We start from the raw sequence: 26,113 nt of genomic DNA on the forward strand, positions 1-26,113 counted from the left end.
AAAATGGCGCGGCACCGCCTGGGGGAGACGGTGCCGCGCGGCGTACTCGGGGAGGGGTACGCCGTCTCAGAAAGTCCACTGCACGCCGGTGTAGAAACGCCGCCCGGTATATTGGCTCGAATAATACCGTGCGCTCGTATCGTTCCCGAGATGCGCGCGCTGCTCGGACTTGGTCAAGTTGATCACGGACGCAGTCAGCGAGATATGATCGGTCAGATTATACTGACCGTTCAGATCGACCTGTTCGTACGGATCGGAATAGATGTTCAGGCCGGAGACGATTCCGCCGACCTGCTCGCCCTTGCGGTTGTACGACGCGCGCAGCAACACGCCGTGCTTTTCATAGAAGACCGAAGCGTTCCACTGCGTCTTGGCGCTGCCGACCAGCGGCGACGTGCCGATCTTGGTACCGTTGAGTGAGACGTCCGCGGTCGAGGTATGGTTGTAGGTGAAGTTCACCTGCGCCCCAAGCCCGAAGTCCAGCGTATGCTGGGCGTAGAGCTCGACGCCCTCCGATACCGCGCTGGCGCCGTTCGCCTGGGTCGAATATTGCCGCACCAGGACTTGCTGGCCCTGCACCGTCTGAGTCAGGTCGAGCACCAGCGGGACCACGAAGTTCTTCACATCCTTGCGGAAAAGAGCAGCGCCGATCACCGATCCACGATGGAAATACCATTCCGCACCTAGGTCATAGGCCCAAGCCGAGAAGGGTTTCAGGCCGAAGTTGCCGCCATTGCCAGACCAGCCCGCAACTTCGCCGAACTGATTGCGGTCATACGTATAGGCATCGGAGTTGAAGGTGAGCGAGCGCGCCGCCGCCAGATCGTTGAACGCCGGACGCGCGACGACCTTCGATACGGCACCGCGCAGCAGCACGTTGCTGGTCACGTCCCACGAGATGTTGAAGCTCGGCAGGACGTCGGTGTAGCTCTTCGACTCATTGTTCGGGCTGAATTCGCGGATTTCGCGCTGGCTCTGCGGCAATACTTGGCAATTCCCGTCCGCGCCGATCGGCGCAGGGCTGAACGGACCGCCGGGTCCGTCGCGGCAATAATCGATCTCGCGATAGATCGTGTCGGTCGACGTGCCCGACTGCTTGGTATTGGCGATGCGCACGCCGATGTTTCCGCGCACCGGCCCGGCCTTGAAGTTCGCCTCGACATAGCCCGCCCAGATCCGTTCCTTGATCTGGTACAGGTTCTGCGGCTGCGGCACGGTGACCGCATTGCCATAGGTCTTGTTCAGATACCCAAGGTAGTTATCGAGGTTGACGCCCGGAAAGGACGTCGCGGTGAACCCACCCGGGATATTGCTGATCGGCTGATCATAGAAAAACGACGGCTGCGCGACCGCACCCTGCGCCGTGTCCTGGAACCGCAACAGCGTAGCCGGATCGGCATACCAGTTGAGTTCGCCCGTCCGCCGCGTGATCTTGCCGTCGCGCCATTTCGCGCCGACCTGGATCGCCTCGAGCACGCCGCCGAATTTGCGCGTGACGTCGACCTGTCCGTATTTCTGCTCGATCGAACTGTTGGTGAAGCCCGATCCCGTCGAGCCGGTATCGATCTGCGCGATGCCGTTCATCAAATTCTGTTGCAGTTCCGGCGAGAACGCCATCGCCAAGCCGCCACCACTATAATTGTAGGAGCTCAGGAAATTGCCGTTCTGCGTCACCGTGCCGGTCAGGCGCGGCTTGGCCGCGACCTGGAACTGCTGCGACGGTCCACCGGTCGACCGCGTCTTGCCCGCGATGAACGATACGGAGAGGCGGTCCTGCGACCAGTCGCCATGCAGGTCGAACGTGTTCGAGACGTCCTTTTCCTTGGAATAGATGCCGGCAAGCTGCGGCGTCTCCATCGTGCAGATCGGCGTCTGCGTCAGGCAACCCGTCCCTGCGTTCGGCACCTGGAAGGTCGCGGATTGCAGGACCGTGTTGCTCTTGTCGAACTTCGCGGCGGTAAAGAAGTTGTCATACCCCCATTCGGGGATCTTGAGCGCGTTCGTCCGGGTTTCGCTGTTGAGCTGGAAGCGGAAATAGTTGGCGGTCAGCCGCAGATTGTCCGTCGGCTTCCATTCGAGCGTCGCCTGCGCGCCGATTCGCTCGCGTTCCGACACGAGGATCGATTCGTTGACCGACTGCGGTGCCCAATAGCCGTTGTAATGCTGGCCAGACTGCGTGGTTTCGCCGCGATTCTGCGACCAATAGGACACCGCGGCATCATTGGCGATCGGCCGACCGTTGACGTCGGTCGCCTTGATCCCGTCGCGCCCGCCGTCGGTCCACCACTGCCAGCTCTCGGTCGAGCCGTTCATCTCGCGATTGGTGCGCTTCTGATACGTCCCGCCGAGCAGAAGCCCCAGCGTACCCGACGCATTGTGCCAGGAAAGCTGGCCCGACACTTGCGGTTCGACCTTCTCGGTCACATCGGCGATCGTCCCCTCTGCCGAGACGAACCCCGACCAGGGCTTGAGGTCGAGCGGACGGCGGGTGTGCAGGATGATCGTGCCGCCGACCCCACCTTCATCGAGCCGCGCTTCGGGCGATTTATAGACGTCGATGCTGCCGATCATGTTCGACGGCAGCAGCAGATAGTTGAACGACCGCGACGGGTCGCCGGTGTCCGCACCCGCGATGAAGTTGCCGTTGAGCTCGGTCAGCGTCAGGTCGGATTGCAGGCCACGGATGCTGACCCGGCTGCCCTCCCCGCCGTCGCGCTCGATGACCACGCCCGGCACGCGCTGGAGCGAATCGGCGACGTTCTTGTCGGGGAACTTGCCGACATCCTCCGCGGTGATGACGTCGATGAAGGCGTTGGCGTCCCGCTTCCGGGCGAGACTGGTTTCGATCGAGCGACGATACCCGGTGACGACGATATCATCGGCGATGACCCTGACTTCCTGGCCTGAGGCGGCGCCATCCGCTGCTGGTGCGGGCGCCTGGTCTGCGGGGGCGGTCGGCTGCTGCGCGTTCGTTACCGGCGGCGGCGGTGCCGTCTGCGCCTGAGCTACTCCCCCGAAGACGATGATTGCGCTTGCCGACGTCAGCCAATGCCGCAGAAGCCGCGCCTGCTCCGCAGACGATCCGTAAAACCGTGCCATCCCTGTTTCCCTCTCCCTGCCGGACCAGCGATCGAAGTGTCGCTTTATCGTTGGTCCGGGTCGTCCCTGACGCCCCCAGGATCCAAATATAAAAACATTTTGTCAATTAAAACATTTTCAGGGAATTCCGGAGGGATACCGGAATTTTACACGGCAGTTACTTTAACAAGAATGGTAACGGCAACATCGGCGTCGCCCGAAACCTGCAGGGCATCAGCATCAGAGGTGCGCCGGTAAAGACGGTTCGAGACGGGAGCTGGAAACAAAAAAGCCCGCCAGCTCGAAGAGCTGGCGGGCTTTTAATGGTGGGCGTGGCAAGGATTGAACTTGCGACCCCTGCGATGTCAACACAGTGCTCTACCACTGAGCTACACGCCCACGTCGCCGCGGCGCTGCCGGGCGAGGGGTGGCCTTTAACGAAGGCTTTCCCGTCGCGCAAGCACCCTTCGCGACGAATCAGAAATTTCCGCCGACCCGCTCCAGTTCGAACATCCGGTCCACTTCCAGCACCAGATCGCGGAGGTGGAACGGCTTGGACAGGACGCGCGCCTGCGGCATCGACTTGCCCGCCCGCAGGGTCACCGCAGCAAAGCCGGTGATAAACATCACGCGCAGGTCGGGCACCATCTCGCTCGCCTTCTGCGCGAGTTCGATCCCGTCCATCTCGGGCATCACGATATCGGTCAGCAGCAGGTCGAACCGTTCCTCCTGCAACAGTGGAATCGCAGCGGTGCCGCGGTCGACCGCCGCGACCGAATAGCCGGACCGCTCCAGCGCCCGCGTCAGATATTCGCGCATCACGCGATCGTCTTCCGCCAACAAGATCCTGATCATGCCATTGCGTCCTGGTACGTTCCGTCGGGCCAAAACGCCCGAATTTGGGGTATTGTATGCGCGAAGGCCTTAAGATTTTCCAGCCGGATCGCCGCACGGGCTGTGCTACTATAGGCCAATATGGCCGCTTTCGATCCCCATGCCCCTGCCCCGCTGCGACCGCCGTTCGACCGTTTCGGGGGCACGATTCCCGCCAGTCCGGTGATTGTATCGGTCCCGCACGCCGGACGCGACTATCCAGCCGCGCTGCTGGCCGCGTTGCGCGTTCCGTTCGTCGCGGTGACCGTGCTCGAGGACCGCTATGTCGATGCGGTCGCGCTGCTCGCCCACAAGGATGAGACGATGCTGATCCAGCGTCGCGCCCGGGCGTGGATCGATCTCAACCGCAACGAACAGGAACGCGATCCGGCAATCGACGAGGGCGCGCGCGCGACCGGAACTCCTATCGCCTCCGCCAAAGTGCGCGGCGGGCTCGGCTTGATCCCGCGGCGAGTCGCCGGAGCGGGGGACTTGTGGAGGCGGCGGTTTGGCGCGGACGATATCGCAACGCGAATCACGCAGGACTACCGCCCCTATCATGCGGCGCTGACCGGTGCGCTGCAGGCGGCGCGCGCCCGCTTCGGCATAGCGGTGCTGCTCGACGTCCATTCGATGCCCAGCCTCGGCCTTGGCGGCCCGCGGATCGTGCTGGGGGATCGTCACGGCCGCAGCGCCGGCGCACGCTTCGTCGACGCGATCGAACGCACCGTTCGGGCCGCCGAAATTCCGTGCGCCCGCAACACGCCCTATGCCGGCGCGCACATCCTCGACACGCAGGCGCAGGGCGGCGTCGTGCATGCGATCCAGATCGAATTCGACCGGACCCTGTATCTCGATCCGGCCGGCGACTTGCCGGGTGACGGCCTGCACAAAACCGCGCGCTTGCTTCGCGCGATGATCGATTCGGTCGAAGCCGAGGCAAGCGGGCGCATCACGGCGCCGCACGCGATCGCGGCGGAATAAAGGACATAAAAAAACCACCGCGTGCAGTGCACGCGGTGGCCAAGGTTCAGGGAGGAGACACTCCCGAAGGAGCGTCGCGCGGCCCCGCGAAAGGGGGGAACACGAAACCGCGTAAGACCGATATAGGTAAGCGGTTTTCCGGGTTCAAGACGAAATCGCCGCGATCTGCGCACCCGCCGCAATTTTCATCGCAAAATCAGTCGATAAACCGATAAGGCATTGTTTCAGAACAACAAAAAACCCCGCCGCAGCGCGACGGGGTTCTTGGTAGCAGGGCATATGCGGCGTTTGCCGCAGGCCCGGCTCAGTTTACCAGTTGCGGCGCCGGGGCCTTGCCCAGCTTGACCTGGCGGTCGAAGATCTGCGGCAGAGTCGTGAGCGAGAACAGGTGCGCATAGACGAGCGGCAGCAAGCCCGACTTCTGGATCTTGCGAAGCTGGTCGCCGCGCAGATCGTTGAGTTTCTCTTCGTTCACGATCTGGAAGCCGCGATAGATGAACGGTTGATCGTTGCCCGCCATGTTGAGCGTAAACTCGCCGTCCATCAGCAAGTCCATTTCGCGCAGCTCGGTCATGAAATTGGCGGTGCGTGCGCCAGCCTGCTCGAACTGCTCGTTGAAGCCGAGGATGTTCTGGACGAGCTCGGTCGGCTTGCCATCGGCGAACAGCGCCTCGCCTTCGTCGAACGCGCCGATCGTCGGGCTGGTCGGGTCGAAGCACAGCGACAGGTCCTGCGCATCCGGACGAAGCCGGGCGAGCATGAACGGATAGCGGCGGATGTACGCCGGGATGTAGACCTTGTCCTCGATCAGCTTGCCGTCATCGCCGACGAAGACGTTGACGCCCTCGTTCAGGCCCATCAGCGCGATCGGGATCGAATCCGCCCCCGTGGTGAAAACGATCGGCAACCACGGCTGGGTCGCGACGAATTCGTCGACGGTGACGGGAATGGCATGCTGGTTGACCAGAAACGGTGCCGCATCGCCCGCGTTGAACCGGAAGGTCGCGTGCGTCTCGCTGGAAAGCGGCTCGAGCGCATTGTAAAACAGGGGAAGGGTTTGCGGCGCGCTGGCCATGATCGTCTCCATTGGTAAAAGTCGCGCGCAGGTCCCCCACGCCTTGGGTTCGCCGTCTATGGTGCGCTTCGGTTTTCTGCAAGGGCGAGGAGCTTGCCCGGGTTCATCAACCCGTCGGGATCGAGCCCGTGCTTGATCGCCCGCAGCGCCGCGATCCGGGCGGGAGACGACAGCCGTTCCAGCTCGTCCCGCTTCATCTGCCCAATGCCATGTTCGGCGGAAATCGACCCGCCCGCCGCCACGACCAGATCATAGACCATCCGGCTGGCGGGGGCGCCGATCTCGCGCTGCCACCGGTCAGCGGCAACGGGATCATGCTGTAATCCCGCGGGCGCGTTGACGTGGAAATGGACGTTGCCGTCACCGAGATGCCCGAACCCGGTCGCGTGGACCCCCGGATACGCCGCCTCTACCGCCGCCGCCGCGCGCACCATAAAAGTCGGGCATCGCATCGACCGCGACCGAAATATCGTGCGCAATCGTCGGGCCTTCGGCGCGTTCGGCTTCCGAAATCGAGTCGCGCAACCGCCAGAATGCCGCCGCCTGCGCCATGCTTGCTGCGACCACCGCATCGCGCGCCAGACCGTCCGCCAGCGCCGTAGTGAGCAGTTGCTCCAGCGCATCGTGCGCATTTGGCTGCGCGGTCTTGGTGACGTAATCGATCAGCACCAGCCACGGATGGCGGGCTTCAAGCGGAGCCCGCGTGCCGGGAACATGCTTCAGCACGAGATCGAGGATCTCACCGGGAACGAGCTCGAAGCTCTCGATCGCATCGCCCGAACGCCGCTCCAGCATGCGCAGCAACGTCAACGCGGCCTGCGGGCTCTCGGCCCCGATCCAGCCGGTCGCCCGATCCGCCTCGGCCGGAACGATCCGTAGCGTCGCCGCGGTTACCACCCCCAGCGTGCCCTCGGCACCGACCAGCAACTGAGTCAGGTCGTAGCCGCGATTGTCTTTCTTGAGCGCGGACAATCCATCCTGCACCTGCCCATCGGGCAGGACGATCTCAAGCCCGGCGACGAGCGCGCGCATCGGACCGAAGCGCAGCACTTGCGTGCCGCCCGCATTGGTCGACACGAGCCCGCCGACGGTGGCGCTTCCGCGTGCGCCAAGCGTCAACGGGAACCGCATCCCCTCCGCTTCCGCCGCGGCATGCAGGTCTTGAAGAATCACTCCCGCCTCAGCGACAGCAAGCCCAGCCGCGGGATCGAGCCTGCGCATCCGGTTCATGCGGCGCAACGAAAGGATCAGCGCGGAGCCATCCGCCGGCGGCGTCGCGCCGCCCACCATGGAGGTGTTGCCGCCCTGCGGCACCAGAGGAACGCCATGATCACGCGCCAGCCCGACGATCGCGGCGACGCCAGCGGTGCTGTCCGGCGACAGGATCGCCGCGCTCGCCCCGTGATAGCGACCGCGCCAGTCGGTCAGCCACGGGGCGATGTCGAAGGATTCGGTGGTCACGGCCGCATCGCCCAAGCGGGCGCGGACGGCGTCGATGAAACGGGTTTGCGCAGCGGTCACGCGGTTTTCCTAGACCCGATCCGCATTGGTTGCCAGCCGCACCCGCACCGTTTGGCCGTGATCGGGACAGGCTTCGTAGAAACCATTCGAAAAATCACCAAAAGGCGAACCAGAACGGTTCGAATGCATCAAAGCACGTTACGCTTTCGTAATGATTTCAACATCGTCAGTGATGTGACAGTTCTGCAACATATGGTTGTAAAAGATACCGTATCGCCACGAATACGTTCAGTTCTGGTTGCATAACCTTTCCAAACCGTTCGATTAACGAGCCCTGAAGAGTATCAAGTAAACAGGGAACTACCATGAAATTTAACAGATTTCTGCAGGCGACGGCGCTCGTCAGTGCGCTTTCGGCATTCCCGGCCGTAGGCTTCGCGCAAACCGCCACCAGCGCCGACGGACGTGCGGAGACGCAGACCACGACCACTGTCGGCACCGACACCAGCGCGCAGGCCGATACCGCCGCCGCGCCGCAGGACATCGTCATCACTGGTTCGCGCATCAGCAGCCCCAACGCGACCTCGACCAGCCCGATCACGACGATCACGCCGACCGCACTGCTTGCGACGTCGCGCGTTTCGATCGGTGACACGCTCAACACTCTGCCCCAGCTGCAGAGCACGTTCAGCCAGGCGAACTCGACCCGCTTCCTCGGCACTGCCGGCCTCAACCTGCTCGATCTGCGCGGCCTCGGCACGCAGCGCACGCTGGTGCTGGTCAACGGCCGCCGCCACGTCGGTTCGGACATCCTCAACAACGCCGTCTCGGTCGACATCAACACGATCCCGTCGGACCTGATCGAGAGCATCGACCTTGTGACCGGTGGTGAATCCGCCGTCTATGGGTCGGACGCCATCTCTGGCATCGTCAACTTCCGGTTGAAGGACAATTACCAGGGCCTCGAAGCCCGCGTTCAGGGCGGCATCAGCCAGTATGGCGACGCCGGTTCGTTCTTCGGCAGCGTGCTCGCCGGCAAGAACTTCTCCGAGGGTCGCGGCAACATCGCGATCAATGCGGAATATGCGCGCCAGAACAGCGTGTACGCATCGGACCGTCGCGCGCTGCAGCAGAATGACGCCTTCGTCGGCACCGACACCGACTCCGCAGGGATCGCGTCCGGGCAGACGCTGCCGAACTTCGACGGCATCCCGGACAACACCTTCTTCCGTGACATCCGCTCGGGAACGATCGCAGCGGGCGGCATGGCGACCTTCGCCAGCCCGACCGGCGCTTGCGGCGCGGACGCCACCGGCCGTCGCTTCTCGTGCAACTATCTGTTCCAGCCCGATGGCTCGCTGACCCCGCAGACCGGTACGCGCGTCGGCATTGGCACCAACAGCAGCTCGCCGAGCGGCGCGCCGTTCGTCGGCGGCAACGGCGACACCAACCGTGAAGGCCAGCTGGTTCAGATCCAGCCCGCGCTCGATCGCTATTCGGCAAACCTCGTCGGCCATTACGAAATCTCCGAGGCGCTCGTACCGTTCGTCGAGGCGTCCTACTCGCGCACTGAAACCTACGGCCAGGGCAGTTCGGGGCCGGCGTTCATCACCGGCGCAACGCTCGCCGGGTATGACACCTCGACGTTCGAGCGTCCGCGTCTGGACAACCCGTATCTGAGCGCAGCGGCCCGCACGACGATCACCAACGCGCTGGTCGCCGGTGGCGCCGATCCGGCAACCCTCACCGACGCAACGCGCTTCACGGTCCGCAAGAACCTCGTCGATCTCGGCGTCCGGTCGGAGCAGTCCAAGCGCCAGACCTATCGCATCGTCGGCGGCATCCGCGGAAAGTTCAACACCGACTGGCGCTATGAACTGTCCGCTAACTACGGCGAGTTCCGCGAAGACACGCGGGTTCTCGGCAACCTGAACGTCCAGCGCTTCCTGCTCGGCCTCGACGCGCAGCGTAACGGCGCCGGCCAGATCGTCTGCGGTTCGCAAATCAGCGCTGCCCGCGGCGGCACCGACATCGGCGGCAACCCCGCCATCCTCGCCGCCGACATCGCGGCGTGCCAGCCGATCAACCTGTTCGGCAAGGGCAACATCTCGAACGCGGCCAAGCAGTATGTGCTGCAGGACACGATCTCGCGCGGCAAGATCACGCAGCTCGACATCTCGGGCTTCGTCAACGGCGACACGAGCGGCTTCTTCAACTTGCCGGGCGGCCCGCTCCGCTTCGTGGTTGGTGGCGAGTATCGTCGCGAGACCAACTACTTCAAGCCGGATCCCCTGGTTGAAAGCGGCTACACCTTCTACAACGCACTCTCGACCTTCGCACCGCCTGCGTTCGAGGTGAAGGAAGCGTATGGCGAAGTCCAGATCCCCGTCCTGAAGAACATGCGCTTTGCCGAGGACCTGAGCTTCACCGCCGCTGGTCGTGTCTCCGACTATAACAGCAGCGCCGGGACGGCCTACACCTACAACTTCGGCGGCAACTATTCGCCGATCCCGGACATCAGCTTCCGCGCATCCTACGCCCGCGCCGTCCGCGCACCGAACCTGTCGGAACTCTACTCGCCGCAGGGCCAGAACTTCGCGACGAACTTCAACGATCCGTGCTCGGCCAACTTCATCGCAACCGGCACGCAATTCCGCGCGGCGAACTGTGCCGCTGCCGGCATTCCGACCAACTATAACTACCTTTACCAACAGTCGCTCGAGATCAACAGCGGCGGCAACCCCAACCTGAAGGTGGAGAAGTCGGACTCCTACACCTACGGGATCATCCTGAAGCCGCGCTTCACGCGCGGGCTCACGCTGTCGGTCGATTACTACAACATCAAGGTCGCCAACGTGATCACTGCGCCGACCGCGCAACAGATCGCCAACAGCTGCTACGATTCCCCGACCGGCGGCGGCCAGTTCTGCAACCTGTTCACCCGTGTCGGTGCGGGTCAGACCGGGCCGAACGGCGAAGTGCCGTTCCAAATCCTCGAAGGCAGCCTTCAGCAGACGCTGCTCAACTACGCCAGCCTGCGCACGCGCGGTCTCGACGTGAACTTGAGCTACAACCATGACTTCGGCTTCGTGAAGGCGAGCTCGGTCCTGATCTACACGCACCAGTTCGAGAACGCCGCGTTCATCGATCCGAGCCAGCCGACCTTCGGCGACAACCAGCTCGGCGAGCTTCCCAGCCCGCGCGACAAGCTGTTCTGGAACCTGAACGCCGGCTTCGGTCCGTTCGAGATGAACTATCAGTTCAACTACCTCTCGAAGATGGCGGTCGGCCTCATCGAGGACACCAAGGCCTATCAGGGTCGTGCCCCGCAGAATGCGGATCGCTACAGCATCCCGTACTACCCCGACGTCGTTTACATGAACGCGCGCTTTGCCCTCAACATCCAGGGTGGATCGCAGTTCTACGTCGGGCTCGACAACCTCACCAACCGCATCCCGCCGCTCGGTTCGACCGGCATCGGTGGTGGCTCGGGCATCTACGAGCCGATCGGCCGCCGCTTCTATGCGGGGTTCAAGGCCAAGTTCTGATCGCCTGATCGGAACCGACTCTCGGAAGGGGAGCGATCGCACGATCGCTCCCCTTTTTTTTGGCGTCCTCTCGGACGACACCGCCACTGACCGCAAAAGTCCCCTGCCCGGCGACCGGCACTGCTCGCGCCGCCTATAACACAGAGAGTGTGCCCGGGTGTTGGCGGGCATCCGCCGGGGAAGATCAAGCATGTCGAATAAGGTTGTAGCAGAACGTCTTACATTCATGGGGATGGACCAGAAGCAGCGCGCCACCCTCGCTGGTGTCCTCCCGCTGGTCTCCCGGCTGATCGGCCCGGCACTCGATCGTTTCTACGACAGTGCGCGCGCCACGCCGGAGACCGCCGCCTTCTTCCGCGGCGACGCGCACATGAAAAAGGCCAAGGCCGCGCAGGAGGCGCATTGGCGGCGAATCCTCGACGGTTCCTTCAACGACGACTTCTACACCAGCGTTCGACGGATCGGGTCGGTGCACGCACGCATCGGCCTTGAGCCCCGCTGGTATATCGGCGGTTATGCGCTCGTCCTCGAATCCCTGATCGGGAACCTTCACCGCGCGATGTCGCCGTGGCGCCGCCTGCTGACGCTGTTCCGTGGCCCCGATCCGGTCGCGGTCAGCATCGCGGTGGTCAAGGCCGCGCTGCTCGACATGGAATTGTCGGTATCGATCTATTTCGAAGAAGCGCAGGTCGAACGCGACCAGGCGATCGCCGCGCTGGGCAAGGCGCTGACGACCATGTCCGATGGCGACCTGACCCAGGAATTGCGCGGTTTGCCAGCGTCCTTTGCCGAACTCGAGAAAAGCTACAACGCGACCCTCGAGAAGATGCGCTCGACGATCGGCGCGGTCGGCGCCAGCGCGGATGCAATCCGCACGGGTTCAGGCGAGATTTCGATCGCATCGCAGGATCTCGCGCGCCGCACCGAAAGCAACGCGGCCAGCCTGGAACAGTCGTCCGCCGCGCTGATGCAGATCGACAGTCGGATCAAGACCAGCACCGAAACCGCCGGACACACCGTCAAACGCGCCGATCAGGCAATCGCAACGGTCGGGGACGGACGCGCCACCGCCGGGCAAGCCAAACAGGCGATGCAGCGCGTATCGGATAGCGCCAAGGGGATCGACGACGTGATCGAGGGGCTCGACAAGATCGCGTTCCAGACTCGCGTCCTGGCGATGAACGCAGCGGTCGAAGCGGGTCGCGCGGGAGAAGCCGGGCGCGGGTTCGCGGTCGTCGCGGATCTGGTCAGTGCGCTGGCAATGCGCGCCGAGGAAGAAGCGAAGCGCGCGCGCGACCAACTGACGCTGACGCAGACCGACATCATCACCGCGGTCAATGCGGTCGAGAAGGTCGATGACGCCTTTGTCGCGATCACTGCCGATGTTGGCGAAGTCCACACGCGGCTGTCGGGCATGGTCACCGACAATCTCGCCCAGTCCTCGGCGATCACCGAGATCACCGTCGCGGTCGGCAGCATGGAACAGGCCACGCAGCAAAACGCCGCAATGGTGGAGGAAACCTCCGCCGCCGCGCGCAACCTGACCGACGAGGTGGCATCGCTCACCCGCCAGACCGGACTGTTCCGGGTCGGCGGGACCCCAGGGTCTTACCAGACGACGCATTGATCCGGCGGCGGCGCTAACGCCGCCGTCACCATCCACGCGCCGGATCGGGGCGCTGGCCCGCGCCAGATTGGCTCGGTCAGCGCCCCGTCGGTGGTTCTTGGGGCGTTTACATCGGCGGGGTGAGGCCGTCCTTGCCGACCGCGACGAACTTCGCGCCTGGCGCGTCCGCGGTCTGGACGACGAACACCTTCTGCCCCTTCGCCACGACCGAACGCTCCGTCGGCTCGAACCGGACGATCGGGGTTCCGGCGGGGACCAGCACCTTCGCGGTGCCGCCCTTGTACGAAACGGTCAGCATGGTTTCCCCGGCGGTCCCGGCTGTGCTGGAAACCGTGCCGTTGGTCATCCCGCTCTGTTCCTGAACGGTGCCGTTGGTCATCCCGCTCTGCTCCTGGACCGTGCCGTTGGTCATCCCGCTGCTACCCGCGCTGGAACCGCCCGATGCGGCGACGACACCGGGAACGTCCCAGCCGTAATGCCCCTCACCCGAACCGCGCATCGATTCCGGGAAGATCACCACTTCGACCGCGCGCAGCGCGCTATCCGGACCAGTGGTCGCGGTGCCGATGAAGTCGCCCGTCTTGAGCGTCGCGAGGCTCGACCCGACAACCCAGGCGAACCCGGTCTTGGCGTCGATCGGGACGGCGGAGGTCTTACCGTCATACCCCTGGATCGTCAGGGCATTGGCATCGACCTTCTGGACCACGCCGCGCACGCGCGTCGCCGCCGGTGTCGCAGTCGTCGTGGCAGTGGTCGTGGTGTTGCCGTCGGTCGCGGTCTTGCTGCCACAGCCGGCGAGCAACAGGGTCGCTCCGCTGAGCGCCACGAAAGTCTTGGTGAGCATCGGACGAAATCCTGGAACTGGGGTTTCTTTGCAAATCGATCGCATTGCCGGTCATTGCTAGGCGCACACGCCGCGCGTCACAAGCAGCCGTATCGGTGGGGCTGTTTCCCATGCCGCCGCCTCGATGGCCGCCGTCGCAACCCCGCGCGCGGCGCTTTCCGCCGTTCAGGCCAGGCAAACAGCCGCGGTGGTGGAAAAGAATGCCTACCTCCCCCCAAAGCATCCTTGAATTGCCGCGCGGACTGGTTCAGCCCATCTGACAGCGATGGCAAGCCTCCTAGATCCAACCGCCCGCGGGCGAGTCATTCTCGTCGGCGCGGGTCCCGGCGACCCTGGCCTGCTCACCGTCCGCGCGGTCGAGGCGCTGAAACAGGCGGACGTCGTCGTCCATGACGGCCTGATCGATCGCCGCGTGCTCGATATCGCCCCAGCCGGCGCGCAACGCATCTCCGTCGCCAAGAAGCGCGCGCGGCATACGCTGCCGCAGGAGGCGATTAATGCGCTGATCGTCGCACATGTGACGGCAGGCAGCGTCGTTGTGCGGTTAAAAGGCGGCGATCCGTTCATTTTCGGACGGGGTGGCGAGGAAGTCGAGGCGGTTCGCGCCGCCGGGCTCCCGGTCGAGGTGATCCCCGGCGTATCGGCAGCGCTCGGCTGTGCAGCGGAGGCGATGCTCCCGCTCACGCACCGCGATCATTCCAGCGCGGTCAGCTTCGTCGCTGGCCAGTGCAAGGGCCTGGCCGAACAGGATTGGTCCGGGCTCGCGGGCAAGGGCCGCACGTTGGTCATCTATATGGGCGTCGTGACCGCGCCCGACATTGCCGACAAGTTGATGCGCGATGGCGTGGCGCCCGAAACCCCGGTCGCCGTGCTCGAACGCGGGACACTGGAAGGGCATCGCGCGATCCGGACCTTGCTCGCCGATCTCGGCCCGATGGTCGAGCGTGAGGGCGTCGCCTCGCCCGCCATCATCGTGGTGGGGGACGTGGTCGAGCTGTCGGACGCGGAAGACAAATTGGGGTCCTGGGCGCGCATCGCCGGGACGTTAGCGGAGACTGTTGCGTGAAAGTGCTGACCGGGAACGACTTGCCGACGGGCGATGTGATCTGGTGGACCGGCAATGGCTGGTCGCGTCATATCGAGGATGCGGGCGACGTCGCCGACCAGGGCGAGAGCATCGCGCGGGTCGAGGAAGCCGCGCGGCATGTCACCGGCCCCTATGTGATCGACGCCACTGTCACCGCGGACGGCCCCCGCCCCGCGCACATCAAGGATCGCGTCCGGGCGCTCGGCCCGACGGTGCGGCCCGACCTGACGCTCAAGCCCGCCGACCCGAACGCTGGAAGCTGGGTGATATGATTTCTGATCTCGCAAAGGCGCAAAGGCGCAAAATCATGCCCCTGCGCCTTGGCGCAAATCGATCGCCTTCCTTCTTCGCGGCTTCGCGCCTTTGCGTGAAAAATTCTTCTGCGATCCTGCCCGGAATTGCCCATGTATAAATATGACAAGTACGACCAGTCGATCGTCCATGCCCGCGTCGAGGAGTTCCGCGACCAGGTGAAGCGCCGCCTCGCGGGCCAGATCACAGAGGATCAATTCAAGCCGCTCCGGCTGATGAACGGTCTGTATCTGCAACTTCATGCGTATATGCTGCGCGTAGCGGTGCCATATGGGACGCTGGACGGGCGTCAAATGCGCATGCTCGGCCACATTGCGCGCAAATACGACCGTGGATACGGCCATTTCACGACGCGGCAGAACATCCAGTACAATTGGATCAAGCTGTCCGAAGCGCCCGACATCCTCGCCGAACTGGCGACGGTCGAGATGCATGCGATCCAGACCAGCGGCAATTGCATCCGCAACATCTCCTCCGACCAGTTCGCCGGCGCTGCCGCGGACGAAGTTGCGGATCCGCGCGTGTGGGCCGAGCTGCTCCGCCAGTGGAGCACCTTCCATCCCGAATTCAGCTACTTGCCCCGCAAGTTCAAGATCGCGGTGATCGCCGCGGACGAGGACCGCGCGGCGATGCGGCTCCACGACATCGGCATCCAGCTAGTCGAGCGTGACGGTGTGCTCGGCGGGCGCATCTTCGTCGGCGGCGGCATGGGCCGCACCCCGATGATCGCGCCTGAAATCAAGGACTTCATCACCGCCGACGATCTGCTGAGCTATGTCGAGGCGTGCCTGCGCGTCTACAATCGCTACGGCCGCCGCGACAATATCTACAAGGCGCGGATCAAGATCCTGATCCACGAACTCGGCGCGGACGAATACCGCCGCCAGGTCGAGGAGGAGTTCGTCGCGGTCAAGGCGCTCGGCCTCGACCCGCCCAAAGCCGAATTCGACCGCATTACCAAGATGTTCGCCCCCCCAACGTTCGCCACGTTTGGCCCTCAGGCCGATACCGCGCCCAACCCGGCGTTCGACGCCTGGCGCGCGCAGAACACGGTCGCCCACAAGCAACCCGGCTACGCGATCGTCACGATCAGCCTGAAGCCCACCGGCGGCATCCCCGGCGACGCCACGGCCGACCAGATCGACCTCATGGCCGACTTGGCAGAGCGGTTCAGTTTCAATGAGTTACGCGTAACCCACGCGCAGAATATCGTCCTGCCGCACGTCGCTGTAAGCGACCTTCACCATGTTTGGACCGCACTCGATGCGGCCGGTCTGGCGCCTGCCAACATCGATCTGATCAGCGACATCATCGCCTGCCCCGGCCTCGATTACTGCAGCCTAGCCAACGCCCGCTCAATCCCCGTCGCGCAGAAGATCGCCACCCGCTTCGCGGACCCCGAGCGCCAGCGCGACCTTGGCGAACTGAAGCTGAAGATCAGCGGCTGCATCAACGCCTGCGGCCACCACCACGCGGGCCACATCGGCATCCTCGGCGTCGACAAGAAGGGCACCGAGAATTACCAGCTCCTCCTCGGCGGCTCGGGCGCGGAAGACGCGAGCCTTGCGCGGATCACCGGGCCAGGCTTCAGCGAAGACGGCATCGTCGACGCGGTCGAGACCGTGACCAACGTCTATCTCGACAAGCGCGAGGCGGGCGAACGCTTCCTCGATACCTACCGCCGGCTCGGCATGGACCCGTTCAAGGAGGCCCTTTATGGATAACGCGACCATCGCCATCGGCTCCGACGAGCCAGCGGTCACGCTCGATGCCTTCCTCGAGGACCAGGCCAACGCAACCGCAGTCCGCCTTGAAGCGGGCGAGGATGCGCGCGCGCTGCTCCCGCACCTCGACCGGATCGCGCTGGTCGAAGTCAGCTTCCCGAGCTTCCGCGACGGTCGCGGCTATTCCGCCGCGCGGATCTTGCGGGAGGCCGGGTATCAGGGCGAACTGCGCGCGCAGGGCGACGTGCTGGTCGATCAGATGCCGCTGATGAAGCGATGTGGGTTCGACAGCTTCGCGCCGGAGGCAGAGATCGATTCGGCAACGCTGGAAGCGGCGCTGACCCGCTACGACCACGTCTATCAAAAGGCCGCCGATGGTCAGGTTCCGGTTTGGAAACTGCGGCATGGCTAGTGTTGCCCACCGCCTGGACATCATCGACGTTGCCCCCTTCTCGCCCGCCGACGCAGCCGCGATGGAAGCGCGCTTCGCCGGCGTCGGTACGGGTGACTTGCTCGGCGAGCTGCTGACGGGAGAGCTGCGCGGTCGGGTCGCCGCTGTTTCGTCGTTCGGCGCAGAGAGCGCGGTACTGCTGCACCTGATCGCGCAGGTTGACCGCGACATTCCGGTGATCTTCCTCAACACGCAGAAGATCTTTGGGGAAACGCTGGCGTATCGCGATCAGCTGTCGGAGAAGCTCGGCCTCACCGACTTGCGCGTCTTCCGCCCGGACCCGCGGTTGCTCGCGGCCAAGGACGCCACCGGTTTGCGCTGGAATTACGACCCCGACGGCTGCTGCGACCTGCGCAAAGTAGAGCCGCTGCGGCGTGCGCTGGCGCCGTTCGATTCGTGGATCTCGGGACGCAAGGGTTTCCAGGCTGGCACGCGGATTGCGATGCCCCGCTTCGAAGAAGACGAAGGACGCTTGAAGATCAATCCGCTCGCGGATTGGGACAAGACCAAGTTGGAAGCGTATTTCTCAGAGTACGAACTCCCACGCCACCCGCTGGAAGCACAAGGCTATCCGTCGATCGGATGCGCGCCCTGCACGTCGAAGGTCCAGCCCGGGGAAGATCCCCGCGCCGGACGCTGGCGGGGTTGGGACAAGGTGGAATGCGGCATCCACGTACCGGAGAAGCCGGGTGAAGAGCCAGTATTCTAAAGCGTAGGCGTCCCGGTTGAAACCGGGAACGCCGCCTTAATACCCTACGTAATCGCTGAACCGGGTCACGCTCGGCTCGAACTTCAGGATCACCTTGCCGGTTGCGCCGTGGCGCTGCTTGGCGACGATCAGCTCGGCCAGACCGAACACGCGCTCCATTTCCAATGCCCATTGCGCGTGATCCTCGAACACCTTGGGATTGTCGCCTTCGACCGGGCGCTTGGGCTCGCGTGCGGCGACGTAATAATCCTCGCGGAACACGAAGAACACGATGTCGGCGTCCTGCTCGATCGATCCCGATTCGCGCAGATCCGACAGCATCGGTCGCTTGTCCTCGCGGCTTTCGACCGCACGACTGAGCTGCGACAACGCCATAACTGGCACATTCATGTCCTTCGCCAGCGTCTTCAAACCGCGCGAAATCTCCGAGATTTCCTGCACGCGGTTGCCCTCCGAACTCTTGCCCGACCCGGTCAGCAGTTGGAGGTAATCGACCACCACCAACCCGATCTCGTTATTGTGACGCCGCTGCAACCGCCGCATCCGCGTGTGCAGCGCGCCGATCGTCAGGCCCGCGGTATCGTCGATATAGAGCGGAAGGTTCTCGAGATCCGCCGCCGCGGCCGCGAGTTGATTGAACTCGTTGCGACTGATTTTACCCATGCGCAGCGCTTCCGAGCTGATCCGCGCCTGCTCGGACAGGATACGCGTCGCAAGCTGGTCTGCCGACATTTCCAGACTGAAGAACGCAACCTTGGCCCCGACCGAGTCGGCCGGCTTGATCCCGTCCTGCATGTCACGCATCCAGCGCGCCGCGGCGTTGAAGGCAATGTTCGTCGCAAGCGAGGTCTTGCCCATGCCGGGGCGGCCGGCGAGGATCATGAGATCGCTGTGATGCATGCCGCCGATCTTGGCGTTGACGCTGTCGAGCCCCGTCGTGATGCCGGACAGCCCTCCGCCGCTGTTGAGCGCTTTCTCTGCATTCTTGACCGCCAGGGTGGTGGCTTGCGCGAACGACTTGATCGCCGTTTCGCTGCCGCCATCCGCCGCGACCTTGAACAATTCCTCTTCCGCCGCCTCGATCTGCGCGCGCGGATTGACCTCCTCGGACGTGTCCATTGCCCGATCGACCAACCCGCGACCGACCGTCACCAACGTGCGCAACATCGCAAGGTCATAAATCTGCTGCGCGAACTGACGTGCGCCGATCAGGCCCGCGCCGCTTCCCGTCAGCTGTGCGAGATACGCCGGACCGCCGAGCTCGCGCATCCCTGCGTCCTGCTCGAACATCGGACGCAACGTCACCGGGGTCACCAGCATGTCGTTGCCGCGCAGCATCTTGATTGCGCTGAAAATGCGACCGTGGAGCGGCTCGAAGAAATGCTCGGCGTTGAGTTTGTCGACCAGATCGTCGGCGAGCCGGTTGTCGATCATCATCGCGCCCAGCATCGCCGCTTCGGCCTCAACGTTCTGGGGAAGCGAAACCATCTCTGGAACAACGGGGGGAGGAGCAAATGCAGTGGCCATGCGGCGCGGTTTGGACCTCTCGGGGCGGCGGCTCAAGGGCGTTGCGCCGGGCCGCTCGTCGCACCTGTGGATAAGTCCGGCATAAGTCTGGGAAAGCTGGTGCAGAGCTATGGGGATAAGCGGTGGACAAGCGCGGGACAACGTCGGCACAAACGCGGCATAACCATGGGACAAGTCCGGTAAGCCGCGTGGGCAACCCTGTGGATAACCTTTGTATAAGTCCGGCAGGCCGAACGCCGTACCACGCTACCTTCACGTCACCCGCTAGAAAGCGTTGATTCTCCCTGCCCTTCCAATCTACGGCGGGTACATGGCCGATCCGCGCATCATTGCCGTCACGCTCGACGAACGTACGATTCTGTGGCGGTCGGCGGATATCGAGCAGGAGCGACGGATCGCGATCTTCGATCTGATCGAAGGCAACCATTTCGCGCCGCAACGCGACTATCCCGACGGCTATGCTGGCCCGTACCGGATTGCGCTGGCGGTGGAGGAGGGACGGCTGGCGATCGCGATCCACCGCGAAGACGATACGCTGCTCGAAACCTACGTCCTCGGAATGGGTCGATTTCGTCGTCCAATCAAAGATTACTTCGCAATCTGTGATAGTTACTATCAGGCCATCCGCAACGCGACGCCTGCTCAGATCGAAACGGTGGACATGGCGCGCCGTGGCATCCACAATGAGGCAGCAGAACTCCTGCGGGAACGGCTGGCGGGAAAGATCGAAATCGATTTCGACACCGCACGACGCCTCTTCACGCTGATCTGCGTCCTCCACATCAAAGCATAATTAGGGGTAAGACGTTGACCGTTCGCCGTTTGGGCAGACTGGTCGCTGTGTTTGTGTTTGCCGCGGTGGCGCTCGGACTGGCAGCGATCGCCGCTTGGGTTTACTCCATGACCTGGCGGCCTGGTGCCCCCTACACCCTCCAAGGCGTCGACGTCTCCGCTGCTGATGGACCAGTCGACTGGTGGGCGGTCAAACGCGACGGCGCGGCGTTCGCCTATCTTCGTGCGACCGTCGGCGCTGACCGGCGCGACACGCGATTCGAAGAGAATTGGGCTGCGGTCGGCGCAACAGGAATGCCCCGGGGCGCGATGCATCGCTATTCGCTTTGCAAAAACGCGACCGATCAAGCCAACAACTTCAATACCACCGTTCCCCGCGTGGAGGATGCACTCCCCGCAGCGGTCGTCCTCGATTTCTCGGCGGATTGTACCGCGCGGCCAGCCCCCGCGGTCCTGCGCGAGAGCTTGCGCCAGTATCTTGAGATGGTCGAGGCGCACACTGGCAAGCCCGTGCTTATCAAGATATCGAAACCATTCGACCTGGCTTACGGCGTGACGGCGGATCTTCCGCGGTCCGTGTGGGCGGTCCAAAACTATCTTGCGCCCGAATATCCTTCGCGCACATGGCGCATGTGGCAGGCCAACGATGCCCGTCACATCGAAGGCGTCGAAAAACCGGTGCATTGGGACGTCGTCCGACCATGAAGGAAGCCGCCATGACAGATTCGTCGACCGGAGCCATTCTCATCGCTGCAGCACGCCACGCGGCGCTCAATGCGCACGCACCCTATTCACGCTTCGCGGTCGGTGCGGCAGTGATGCTCGACGACGGTCGTATCATCACCGCTGCAAATTTCGAAAACGCCAGCTACGGCCTCTCGCTGTGTGCAGAAACCGTTGCGCTTGCGATGGTCAGCAGCGCCGGCGACCTAGCGCGCGTGACCGAGATCGGCATCATCGGCGGTGCCATGGACAGTGATGGGCGCCCGACCGGCACAAGCCCGGTCGGCCCCTGTGGCCGCTGTCGGCAAGTCATCAACGAAGCCGCGCAAGTCGGCGGGAGGGACGTCATCGTCTGGTGTGGCGCTGCTGAAGGGGATGCGGTCGAACGCTATCCGCTGTCGCTTTTACTGCCGCACGCGTTCGGGCCTGCGGACCTTGGCCTCGGCAAGATGAACTGATTTCTTGCTCCTTAGCGCCGATCGCGCGAAACGGGCGCACCTCATTAGGAGCATTGCATGTCGATCATGTCCGACCGCTGGATTCGTAAACAGGCGCTCGCGCATCGCATGATCGAGCCGTTCGTCGACGGCCAGAAGCGCGACGGGTGCATTAGCTACGGCTTGTCGTCCTACGGGTACGATGCGCGCGTGTCCGATGAGTTCAAGGTCTTCACCAACATCGACAGCGTTATCGTCGACCCCAAGGACTTCGCATCGAACAGCTTCGTTGATCGCAAGACCGACTGCTGCATCATTCCCCCAAATAGCTTCGCGCTGGCGCGGACGGTCGAATACTTTCGGGTTCCGCGCGACGTCCTCGTCATCTGCCTCGGCAAGTCGACCTATGCGCGGTGCGGAATCATCGTCAACGTCACGCCGCTCGAACCCGGTTGGGAAGGCCACGTGACGCTCGAATTCTCGAACACCACCCCGCTTCCCGCCAAGATCTACGCCAACGAGGGAGCCTGCCAATTCCTTTTCCTCGAGGGTAACGAACCGTGCGAGACGAGCTATGCCGACCGCGCGGGTAAGTACATGGGCCAGCGCGGGGTTACCCTGCCCCGGCTGTAACCCACACCGCGCCGCGCGGTTTAGCGCGCGCTATACTGTAGCCCGTCGAGACGCCCAAGCGCAGCGTTCGCGAGCGCGTGGGACGACCGAGGCACCGTTGCGCTCGGCATGTCCATCGGCTCGTCTGGGCGGGACAGCACGGTCCGGTACAGCGCACGCGCCTCGCTCGTCCGTCCAGTCCGCTGATAAGCGACCGCGAGATTGAGCATCAGATCTGGATCGGTCGGGAACATCCGCTGCTGCGCGAGGATGATGCGCTCGGCGCTCGCGTAGTCCCCTTGAAGGATCTGCGTCGCACCGTTGAAATCGTCCTGCGCCAACGCCGGACTGGAGACCGCCACCATCGCCGCGACGGCAAAACCGCTGAACTTCATCATCACGCCTCCTAGCCCTCTCGTGCGTGAGAGGTTTCATTTTTGTGACAGTAAGGTGTCACATTTGTGAAACGTCGGCAAGCGAGACCTTTGACGTATTTCTAGGCGCCAGAATCAAAAAGGGCGGCCCCGAAGGACCGCCCTGAAAGACGTAGATCAATGTCGATAGCGCTTAGAATTCGCCGCGATATTGCTCGTTGCCGATGAAGCCGAGCTTCGAGACGTTGGACCGCTTGATGATCGCGAGAACCTGATCGACCTTTTCGTACCGTGCTGCCGGATCGGGCTGGAAGTGAAGTTCCGGCTCGGGGTTCAGCTGAGTCGTTTGGGTCAGGTACTGCTGCAATGTCGCCGCGTCAGTCGGTGCGCCGTTCCACAAAACCACGCCATCGGGGGTTATGACGATCTTGTTTTTTTGCGGATCGACCGCCGGCTTGACCTGGTTCGGATCGTTGATCGGCAGATCGACCTTCACCGCGTGCGTCTGGATCGGGATCGTGATGATGAACATAATGAGGAGCACGAGCATGACGTCGATCAACGGCGTCGTGTTCATGTCCATCATGGGCTCGCCTTCGGCGCCGCCTACACTCATAGCCATGGGTATTACTCCTCGGTGCTAGCGCACACTTACGATGACGGACCGCCGGTGGGGGGCGGCTCGGAAATGAAGCCGACCTTGGCAAAGCCAGCCGACTGCATCGTGTAGATCGCGCCGCCAATGCACTTGTACGGCGTTTCCACGTCGCCGCGGATATGCGCTTCGGGGAGATCCTCGGTTGTCAGGTTGGCGGCGCCACCTGCCTTGTCGACGATTTCCTTGAGCTTGTCGGTCGCCCGCTTGAGCAGTTCTTCATGCGTCACGCGAGTGAGGCCCCAATAAACGGCGCAAGCACCGCTGGGATCACGCGTGATCGAGAGCGAAACGTTCTCGGGCTTTGTCACGGTCGGGTCGTACTTCACATCGGGCAGCTTCAGCTTGACGCTCTGCACAATGGCCGGAACCGTGATGAGGAAGATGATCAGCAACACCAACATAACGTCGACGAGCGGCGTCGTGTTGATGTCGGACATCGGGGCGTCTTCTGCACCACCAGTACTAATCGCCATGAAAGGCCATCCTATCCGTATCAGTCAGGCCACCCGGCACGTCCGGGTAGCGAGAAAAGCGGGGCCGTCCGGCTGGACGGCCCCGGGTCGTTCTTAGACGCGCGTCTGAACGCCACCAGCCTGGCCGGCGGTGGTCGTTGCAGGAGCAGCAGCCTTCGTGCCGCCAACGACAGCGGCACCCTTGGCCGATGCGGTGCGCGGAGCGGCCGGGCGGACGGCGCCGTTCGAAGCGAGGTAGCCCAGAACGTCGGTCGAGAACGCGCTCAGATGCTCTGCGATCGCCTTGTTGCGGCGCTGCAGATAGTTGAACGCGAGCACTGCCGGAACCGCGACGACCAGACCGAAGGCGGTCATGATCAGCGACTCACCAACCGGGCCTGCGACCTTGTCGATCGATGCCTGGCCAGCCTGGCCGATGCCGATCAGTGCGCGGTAAATACCAAGCACCGTACCGAACAGACCCACGAACGGTGCGGTTGCGCCGACCGTTGCGAGGAAGGCGAGACCGCCACCCAGCTGCGAGTTGATGATGGCTTCCGAACGCGACAGCGAACCGTGGAGCCAGTCATGCGCTTCGACCGGATCGGTCAGGCGACCGTGCTGCTCTTGCGCCGCGATGCCGTCGTCGACGATCTGCTTGTAGGCCGAGTTCTTCTCGAGCTTTGCAGCGCCTTCCTTCAGCGAGTTCGAGTTCCAGAAGGTTGCCCGGACGCGACGGCCCTGGTTGATGATCTTCTGCTGCTCGAAAATCTTGGTGAACAGAATGTAGAGCGTGAAGAACAGGAAGATCGTCAGGATCGCAGCAGTCGTCCACGTGACGGGGCCGCCCTGCTTCATTGCGTTCATGAAGCCAAAGTTGTCTGCAGCCGATGCTCCGGCGGCGAGGATGGTGGTCGACATTGAGGGTACTTCCTTCTCGATTGAAAAGCCGTGCGACCCGCCGGGAGCCGCACGGCCGGATGATTATTCGGGCAGACGCCAGACGACGTTGCGCGATTGGCCACTGGTCCGCATCGGCGCACCGCTCTGGTCGAGCGCAGGCGAGTAGCGCCCACGCCGCGTCAAGGCGCTGCAAGCTGCGCGATCGAGCGACGAGTTGCCGCTGGAGGAGACGATCGTGCAATTCTCGACACGGCCTGCGGGACTGATGTCCCAACGGATCTTCGTCGTACCCTGTGCTTCTGCGCTCAGCGCATCGGACGGATAATCGTCGTTGGTGATCCAGTCGGCCGGGTTACCCTTGGGACCAGCTGCCTTGCTGACGACCGGAGCCGCCGGTGGAGCCGGTACAGGCACGGGTGCTGGCGCAGCGGCGACAACCGTAATGGGTGCGCTTGGCGGCGGGGTGATGACGGTGGTGACCGGCGGCGGCGGAGCCTGCACGCGCACGATCGGCGGCGGCGACACGACCGGCGGGGTCTGCAGCTGCGGCTGTTCAGGCGGCGGGGGCGGCGGCTTGTCAGGCGGCGGCGGTGGCGGCTCGACGACGTCGAACGTGTTTAACTTCTCGGTAACCTTCTTAATGTATTTGAAGGTCAGACCGTTCACGAAGCCCCACGCGAACAGCGCGACGATGATCGAAACGATCACGATCGACACGGCGCGGCTGCCACTTGTATTGCGATCAGCGTAAGCCATTCAGAAACGAAACTCCTCTTTTCCGGCACGACGGTCCAAGCCCGATCCGTAACGTCCGCTCGTTATCCGGCCTGTCATGGGTTAATATATCCTGGACAGGCCACAACCTCTATCGCGCCAAAAACCACGACGCAAACGCTTTGTCTCACGCAACAAACGTACAAGCTAAGCATGGCAGAATTATTTCTGTTTAAAACTGGCACGGTCGGGTATCGGATCGCCATGACTCACCCGATGAAATGGCTGCTTGCCACCTGCGTTCTGGCAGCGACGCCGAGCTTCGCCGCGCTACAGCAAACAGCTCCAATTGCGCCGGAATCCGCGGTTTCGGTTGAGACCCCCGCTGTACCCTATTCGGATTATGCCGATCTGGTCATCGCCTCTCCGGTGATCATCGATGCGACCATAAGAAGCCAAGTTCGGCTGAAACCGGCCGAGGCTCCAGATGTCCTACAAAATGCGGTTCGGCTTTATATCGAGGCAGACGTAACGGCTCTGATTCGCGGAACGGGCGCCGTTCCGCCGAGAATCGGGTATACGATCGACGTTCCACTGGATTCGCATGGTCGACCGCCGCGCTACCGCAAAATGCGTGTCTTGCTGTTCGCGCGCGGCGTGGCGAACAACCAGGGGCAGATTCAGCTGGTCCGGTCGGATGCGCAACGCAATTGGACGCCAACCAATGATGCCCTCACGCGGCGGATCGTGCGTGAAGTGCTGGCGCCGGATGCGCCACCAACGGTCACCGGGATTGGCAACGCCTTCTACGCGGCGGGCGCTCTGCCTGGCGAAGGGGAGACGCAAATCTTCCTCACGACGACGGATCACCGCCCGATCTCGCTCAACGTCCAGCGCCAGCCCGACCAGCCGCCGCGGTGGTCAGTAGCGTTGAGCGAAGTCGTCGATCAGGCCGCCCCGCCCCCGCCCCGGGAGACGCTGCTGTGGTACCGGCTCGCGTGCAGCTTGCCGGCCGCCATGCCCGATACCGCACTTCACGGGAGCGAAGCCGACAATGCGATTGTACGGGAAGATTATGCAACGGTTCTGAGCGGCCTAGGCCCCTGCGGTCGAAGGGCTAACCCAGCAGGACAGTGATCGCTGCGGCA

Annotated in this window: 23 protein-coding genes, 1 tRNA gene and 1 pseudogene; 13 read left to right on the top strand and 12 right to left on the bottom strand. The window is 63.4% G+C overall.

From position 1 onward, the window contains the following. Positions 1–66: 66 nt before the first annotated feature. From ABIC16_RS15250 to cpdR, 3 genes are all read right to left on the bottom strand, one after another. A complete protein-coding gene (locus tag ABIC16_RS15250) occupies positions 67–3,099 on the bottom strand; it encodes a TonB-dependent receptor (RefSeq protein ID WP_354291736.1) in 3,033 nt (1,010 codons plus the stop codon). A 303-nt stretch (positions 3,100–3,402) separates the two neighbouring features. After that, positions 3,403–3,477, bottom strand: a tRNA-Val gene (locus ABIC16_RS15255). Between the two features lie 78 nt (positions 3,478–3,555). Then, the gene (cpdR, locus tag ABIC16_RS15260; RefSeq protein WP_277969223.1) at positions 3,556–3,933 is read right to left on the bottom strand and encodes a cell cycle two-component system response regulator CpdR; all 378 of its coding nucleotides are present in this window, start codon (positions 3,931–3,933) and stop codon (positions 3,556–3,558) included. Between the two features lie 120 nt (positions 3,934–4,053). On the opposite strand from cpdR, the gene ABIC16_RS15265 reads away from it, so the two are divergent. Beyond that, the gene (locus tag ABIC16_RS15265; RefSeq protein ID WP_354291737.1) at positions 4,054–4,935 is read left to right on the top strand and encodes an N-formylglutamate amidohydrolase; all 882 of its coding nucleotides are present in this window, start codon (positions 4,054–4,056) and stop codon (positions 4,933–4,935) included. A gap of 304 nt (positions 4,936–5,239) precedes the next feature. Here the strand turns inward: ABIC16_RS15265 and ABIC16_RS15270 are convergent, their stop codons facing one another. Then, the gene (locus ABIC16_RS15270; protein ID WP_277969221.1) at positions 5,240–6,010 is read right to left on the bottom strand and encodes a SapC family protein; all 771 of its coding nucleotides are present in this window, start codon (positions 6,008–6,010) and stop codon (positions 5,240–5,242) included. A gap of 56 nt (positions 6,011–6,066) precedes the next feature. Further along, a pseudogene (locus tag ABIC16_RS15275) lies at positions 6,067–7,531 on the bottom strand (FAD-binding oxidoreductase). 305 nt (positions 7,532–7,836) lie between these two features. Between ABIC16_RS15275 and ABIC16_RS15280 the strand changes: the two are divergent. Further along, positions 7,837–11,019, top strand: coding sequence for a TonB-dependent receptor domain-containing protein (locus tag ABIC16_RS15280; protein WP_354291738.1), 3,183 nt, complete (start codon positions 7,837–7,839; stop codon positions 11,017–11,019). Between the two features lie 190 nt (positions 11,020–11,209). Continuing rightward, complete coding sequence (locus tag ABIC16_RS15285) at positions 11,210–12,646, top strand: protoglobin domain-containing protein (protein ID WP_354291739.1); 1,437 nt, start codon at positions 11,210–11,212, stop codon at positions 12,644–12,646. A 106-nt stretch (positions 12,647–12,752) separates the two neighbouring features. Here ABIC16_RS15285 and ABIC16_RS15290 read toward each other — a convergent pair whose 3' ends face one another. Further along, positions 12,753–13,490, bottom strand: a complete 738-nt coding sequence (locus tag ABIC16_RS15290) for a hypothetical protein (RefSeq protein WP_354291740.1) — start codon at positions 13,488–13,490, stop codon at positions 12,753–12,755. A 265-nt stretch (positions 13,491–13,755) separates the two neighbouring features. Between ABIC16_RS15290 and cobA the strand changes: the two genes are divergently transcribed. The 5 genes from cobA to ABIC16_RS15315 all read left to right on the top strand — a co-directional run bounded on the left by cobA (position 13,756) and on the right by ABIC16_RS15315 (position 17,773). Next, positions 13,756–14,556 (top strand): uroporphyrinogen-III C-methyltransferase, encoded by an 801-nt coding sequence (gene cobA, locus ABIC16_RS15295; protein WP_277969216.1) that lies wholly within the window; start codon positions 13,756–13,758, stop codon positions 14,554–14,556. Next, positions 14,553–14,849 (top strand): DUF2849 domain-containing protein, encoded by a 297-nt coding sequence (locus ABIC16_RS15300; RefSeq protein WP_354291741.1) that lies wholly within the window; start codon positions 14,553–14,555, stop codon positions 14,847–14,849. Before cobA ends, ABIC16_RS15300 begins: the two co-directional genes overlap by 4 nt. Before the next feature lie 132 nt (positions 14,850–14,981). Then, positions 14,982–16,613, top strand: a complete 1,632-nt coding sequence (locus tag ABIC16_RS15305; protein WP_354291742.1) for a nitrite/sulfite reductase — start codon at positions 14,982–14,984, stop codon at positions 16,611–16,613. Then, complete coding sequence (locus tag ABIC16_RS15310) at positions 16,606–17,025, top strand: DUF934 domain-containing protein (protein WP_354291743.1); 420 nt, start codon at positions 16,606–16,608, stop codon at positions 17,023–17,025. Before ABIC16_RS15305 ends, ABIC16_RS15310 begins: the two co-directional genes overlap by 8 nt. After that, positions 17,018–17,773 carry a phosphoadenylyl-sulfate reductase gene (locus ABIC16_RS15315; RefSeq protein WP_354291744.1) on the top strand — a complete coding sequence of 252 codons (756 nt, stop codon included), beginning with the start codon at positions 17,018–17,020 and terminating at the stop codon, positions 17,771–17,773. The genes ABIC16_RS15310 and ABIC16_RS15315 overlap by 8 nt, the downstream gene beginning before the upstream one ends. 36 nt (positions 17,774–17,809) lie before the next feature. Here ABIC16_RS15315 and ABIC16_RS15320 read toward each other — a convergent pair whose 3' ends face one another. Continuing rightward, positions 17,810–19,300 (bottom strand): replicative DNA helicase, encoded by a 1,491-nt coding sequence (locus tag ABIC16_RS15320; protein ID WP_277969211.1) that lies wholly within the window; start codon positions 19,298–19,300, stop codon positions 17,810–17,812. Positions 19,301–19,610: 310 nt separating this feature from the next. Between ABIC16_RS15320 and ABIC16_RS15325 the strand changes: the two genes are divergently transcribed. From ABIC16_RS15325 to dcd, 4 genes are all read left to right on the top strand, one after another. Next, positions 19,611–20,093 carry a UPF0262 family protein gene (locus ABIC16_RS15325; RefSeq protein ID WP_354291745.1) on the top strand — a complete coding sequence of 161 codons (483 nt, stop codon included), beginning with the start codon at positions 19,611–19,613 and terminating at the stop codon, positions 20,091–20,093. Between the two features lie 107 nt (positions 20,094–20,200). Beyond that, positions 20,201–20,797 (top strand): glycoside hydrolase family 25 protein, encoded by a 597-nt coding sequence (locus ABIC16_RS15330; RefSeq protein WP_354291746.1) that lies wholly within the window; start codon positions 20,201–20,203, stop codon positions 20,795–20,797. 11 nt (positions 20,798–20,808) lie between these two features. Then, entirely contained in the window at positions 20,809–21,273 is a 465-nt protein-coding gene (locus tag ABIC16_RS15335) for a cytidine deaminase (protein WP_354291747.1), read from the top strand. A 57-nt stretch (positions 21,274–21,330) separates the two neighbouring features. Further along, positions 21,331–21,885 (top strand): dCTP deaminase, encoded by a 555-nt coding sequence (gene dcd / locus ABIC16_RS15340; protein ID WP_354291748.1) that lies wholly within the window; start codon positions 21,331–21,333, stop codon positions 21,883–21,885. Positions 21,886–21,905: 20 nt separating this feature from the next. On the opposite strand, the gene ABIC16_RS15345 is transcribed toward dcd, so the two are convergent. From ABIC16_RS15345 to ABIC16_RS15365, 5 genes are all read right to left on the bottom strand, one after another. Further along, positions 21,906–22,262, bottom strand: coding sequence for a tetratricopeptide repeat protein (locus tag ABIC16_RS15345; protein ID WP_277969206.1), 357 nt, complete (start codon positions 22,260–22,262; stop codon positions 21,906–21,908). Between the two features lie 169 nt (positions 22,263–22,431). Continuing rightward, a complete protein-coding gene (locus tag ABIC16_RS15350; protein WP_277969205.1) occupies positions 22,432–22,860 on the bottom strand; it encodes an ExbD/TolR family protein in 429 nt (142 codons plus the stop codon). A 29-nt stretch (positions 22,861–22,889) separates the two neighbouring features. Beyond that, on the bottom strand, positions 22,890–23,369 hold the full coding sequence (locus ABIC16_RS15355; RefSeq protein ID WP_277969204.1) for an ExbD/TolR family protein: 480 nt from the start codon (positions 23,367–23,369) through the stop codon (positions 22,890–22,892). A 93-nt stretch (positions 23,370–23,462) separates the two neighbouring features. Next, on the bottom strand, positions 23,463–24,269 hold the full coding sequence (locus ABIC16_RS15360) for a MotA/TolQ/ExbB proton channel family protein (protein WP_277969203.1): 807 nt from the start codon (positions 24,267–24,269) through the stop codon (positions 23,463–23,465). A 63-nt stretch (positions 24,270–24,332) separates the two neighbouring features. Next, a complete protein-coding gene (locus ABIC16_RS15365) occupies positions 24,333–25,007 on the bottom strand; it encodes an energy transducer TonB (protein ID WP_277969202.1) in 675 nt (224 codons plus the stop codon). Positions 25,008–25,241: 234 nt separating this feature from the next. Between ABIC16_RS15365 and ABIC16_RS15370 the strand changes: the two genes are divergently transcribed. Continuing rightward, complete coding sequence (locus ABIC16_RS15370; RefSeq protein ID WP_502958354.1) at positions 25,242–26,102, top strand: hypothetical protein; 861 nt, start codon at positions 25,242–25,244, stop codon at positions 26,100–26,102. The last annotated feature ends 11 nt before the right edge of the window (positions 26,103–26,113 follow it).

Origin of the sequence: Sphingomonas sp. PvP055 (assembly GCF_040546365.1) — a bacterium.
Taxonomy (GTDB): Bacteria; Pseudomonadota; Alphaproteobacteria; order Sphingomonadales; family Sphingomonadaceae; genus Sphingomonas; species Sphingomonas echinoides_A.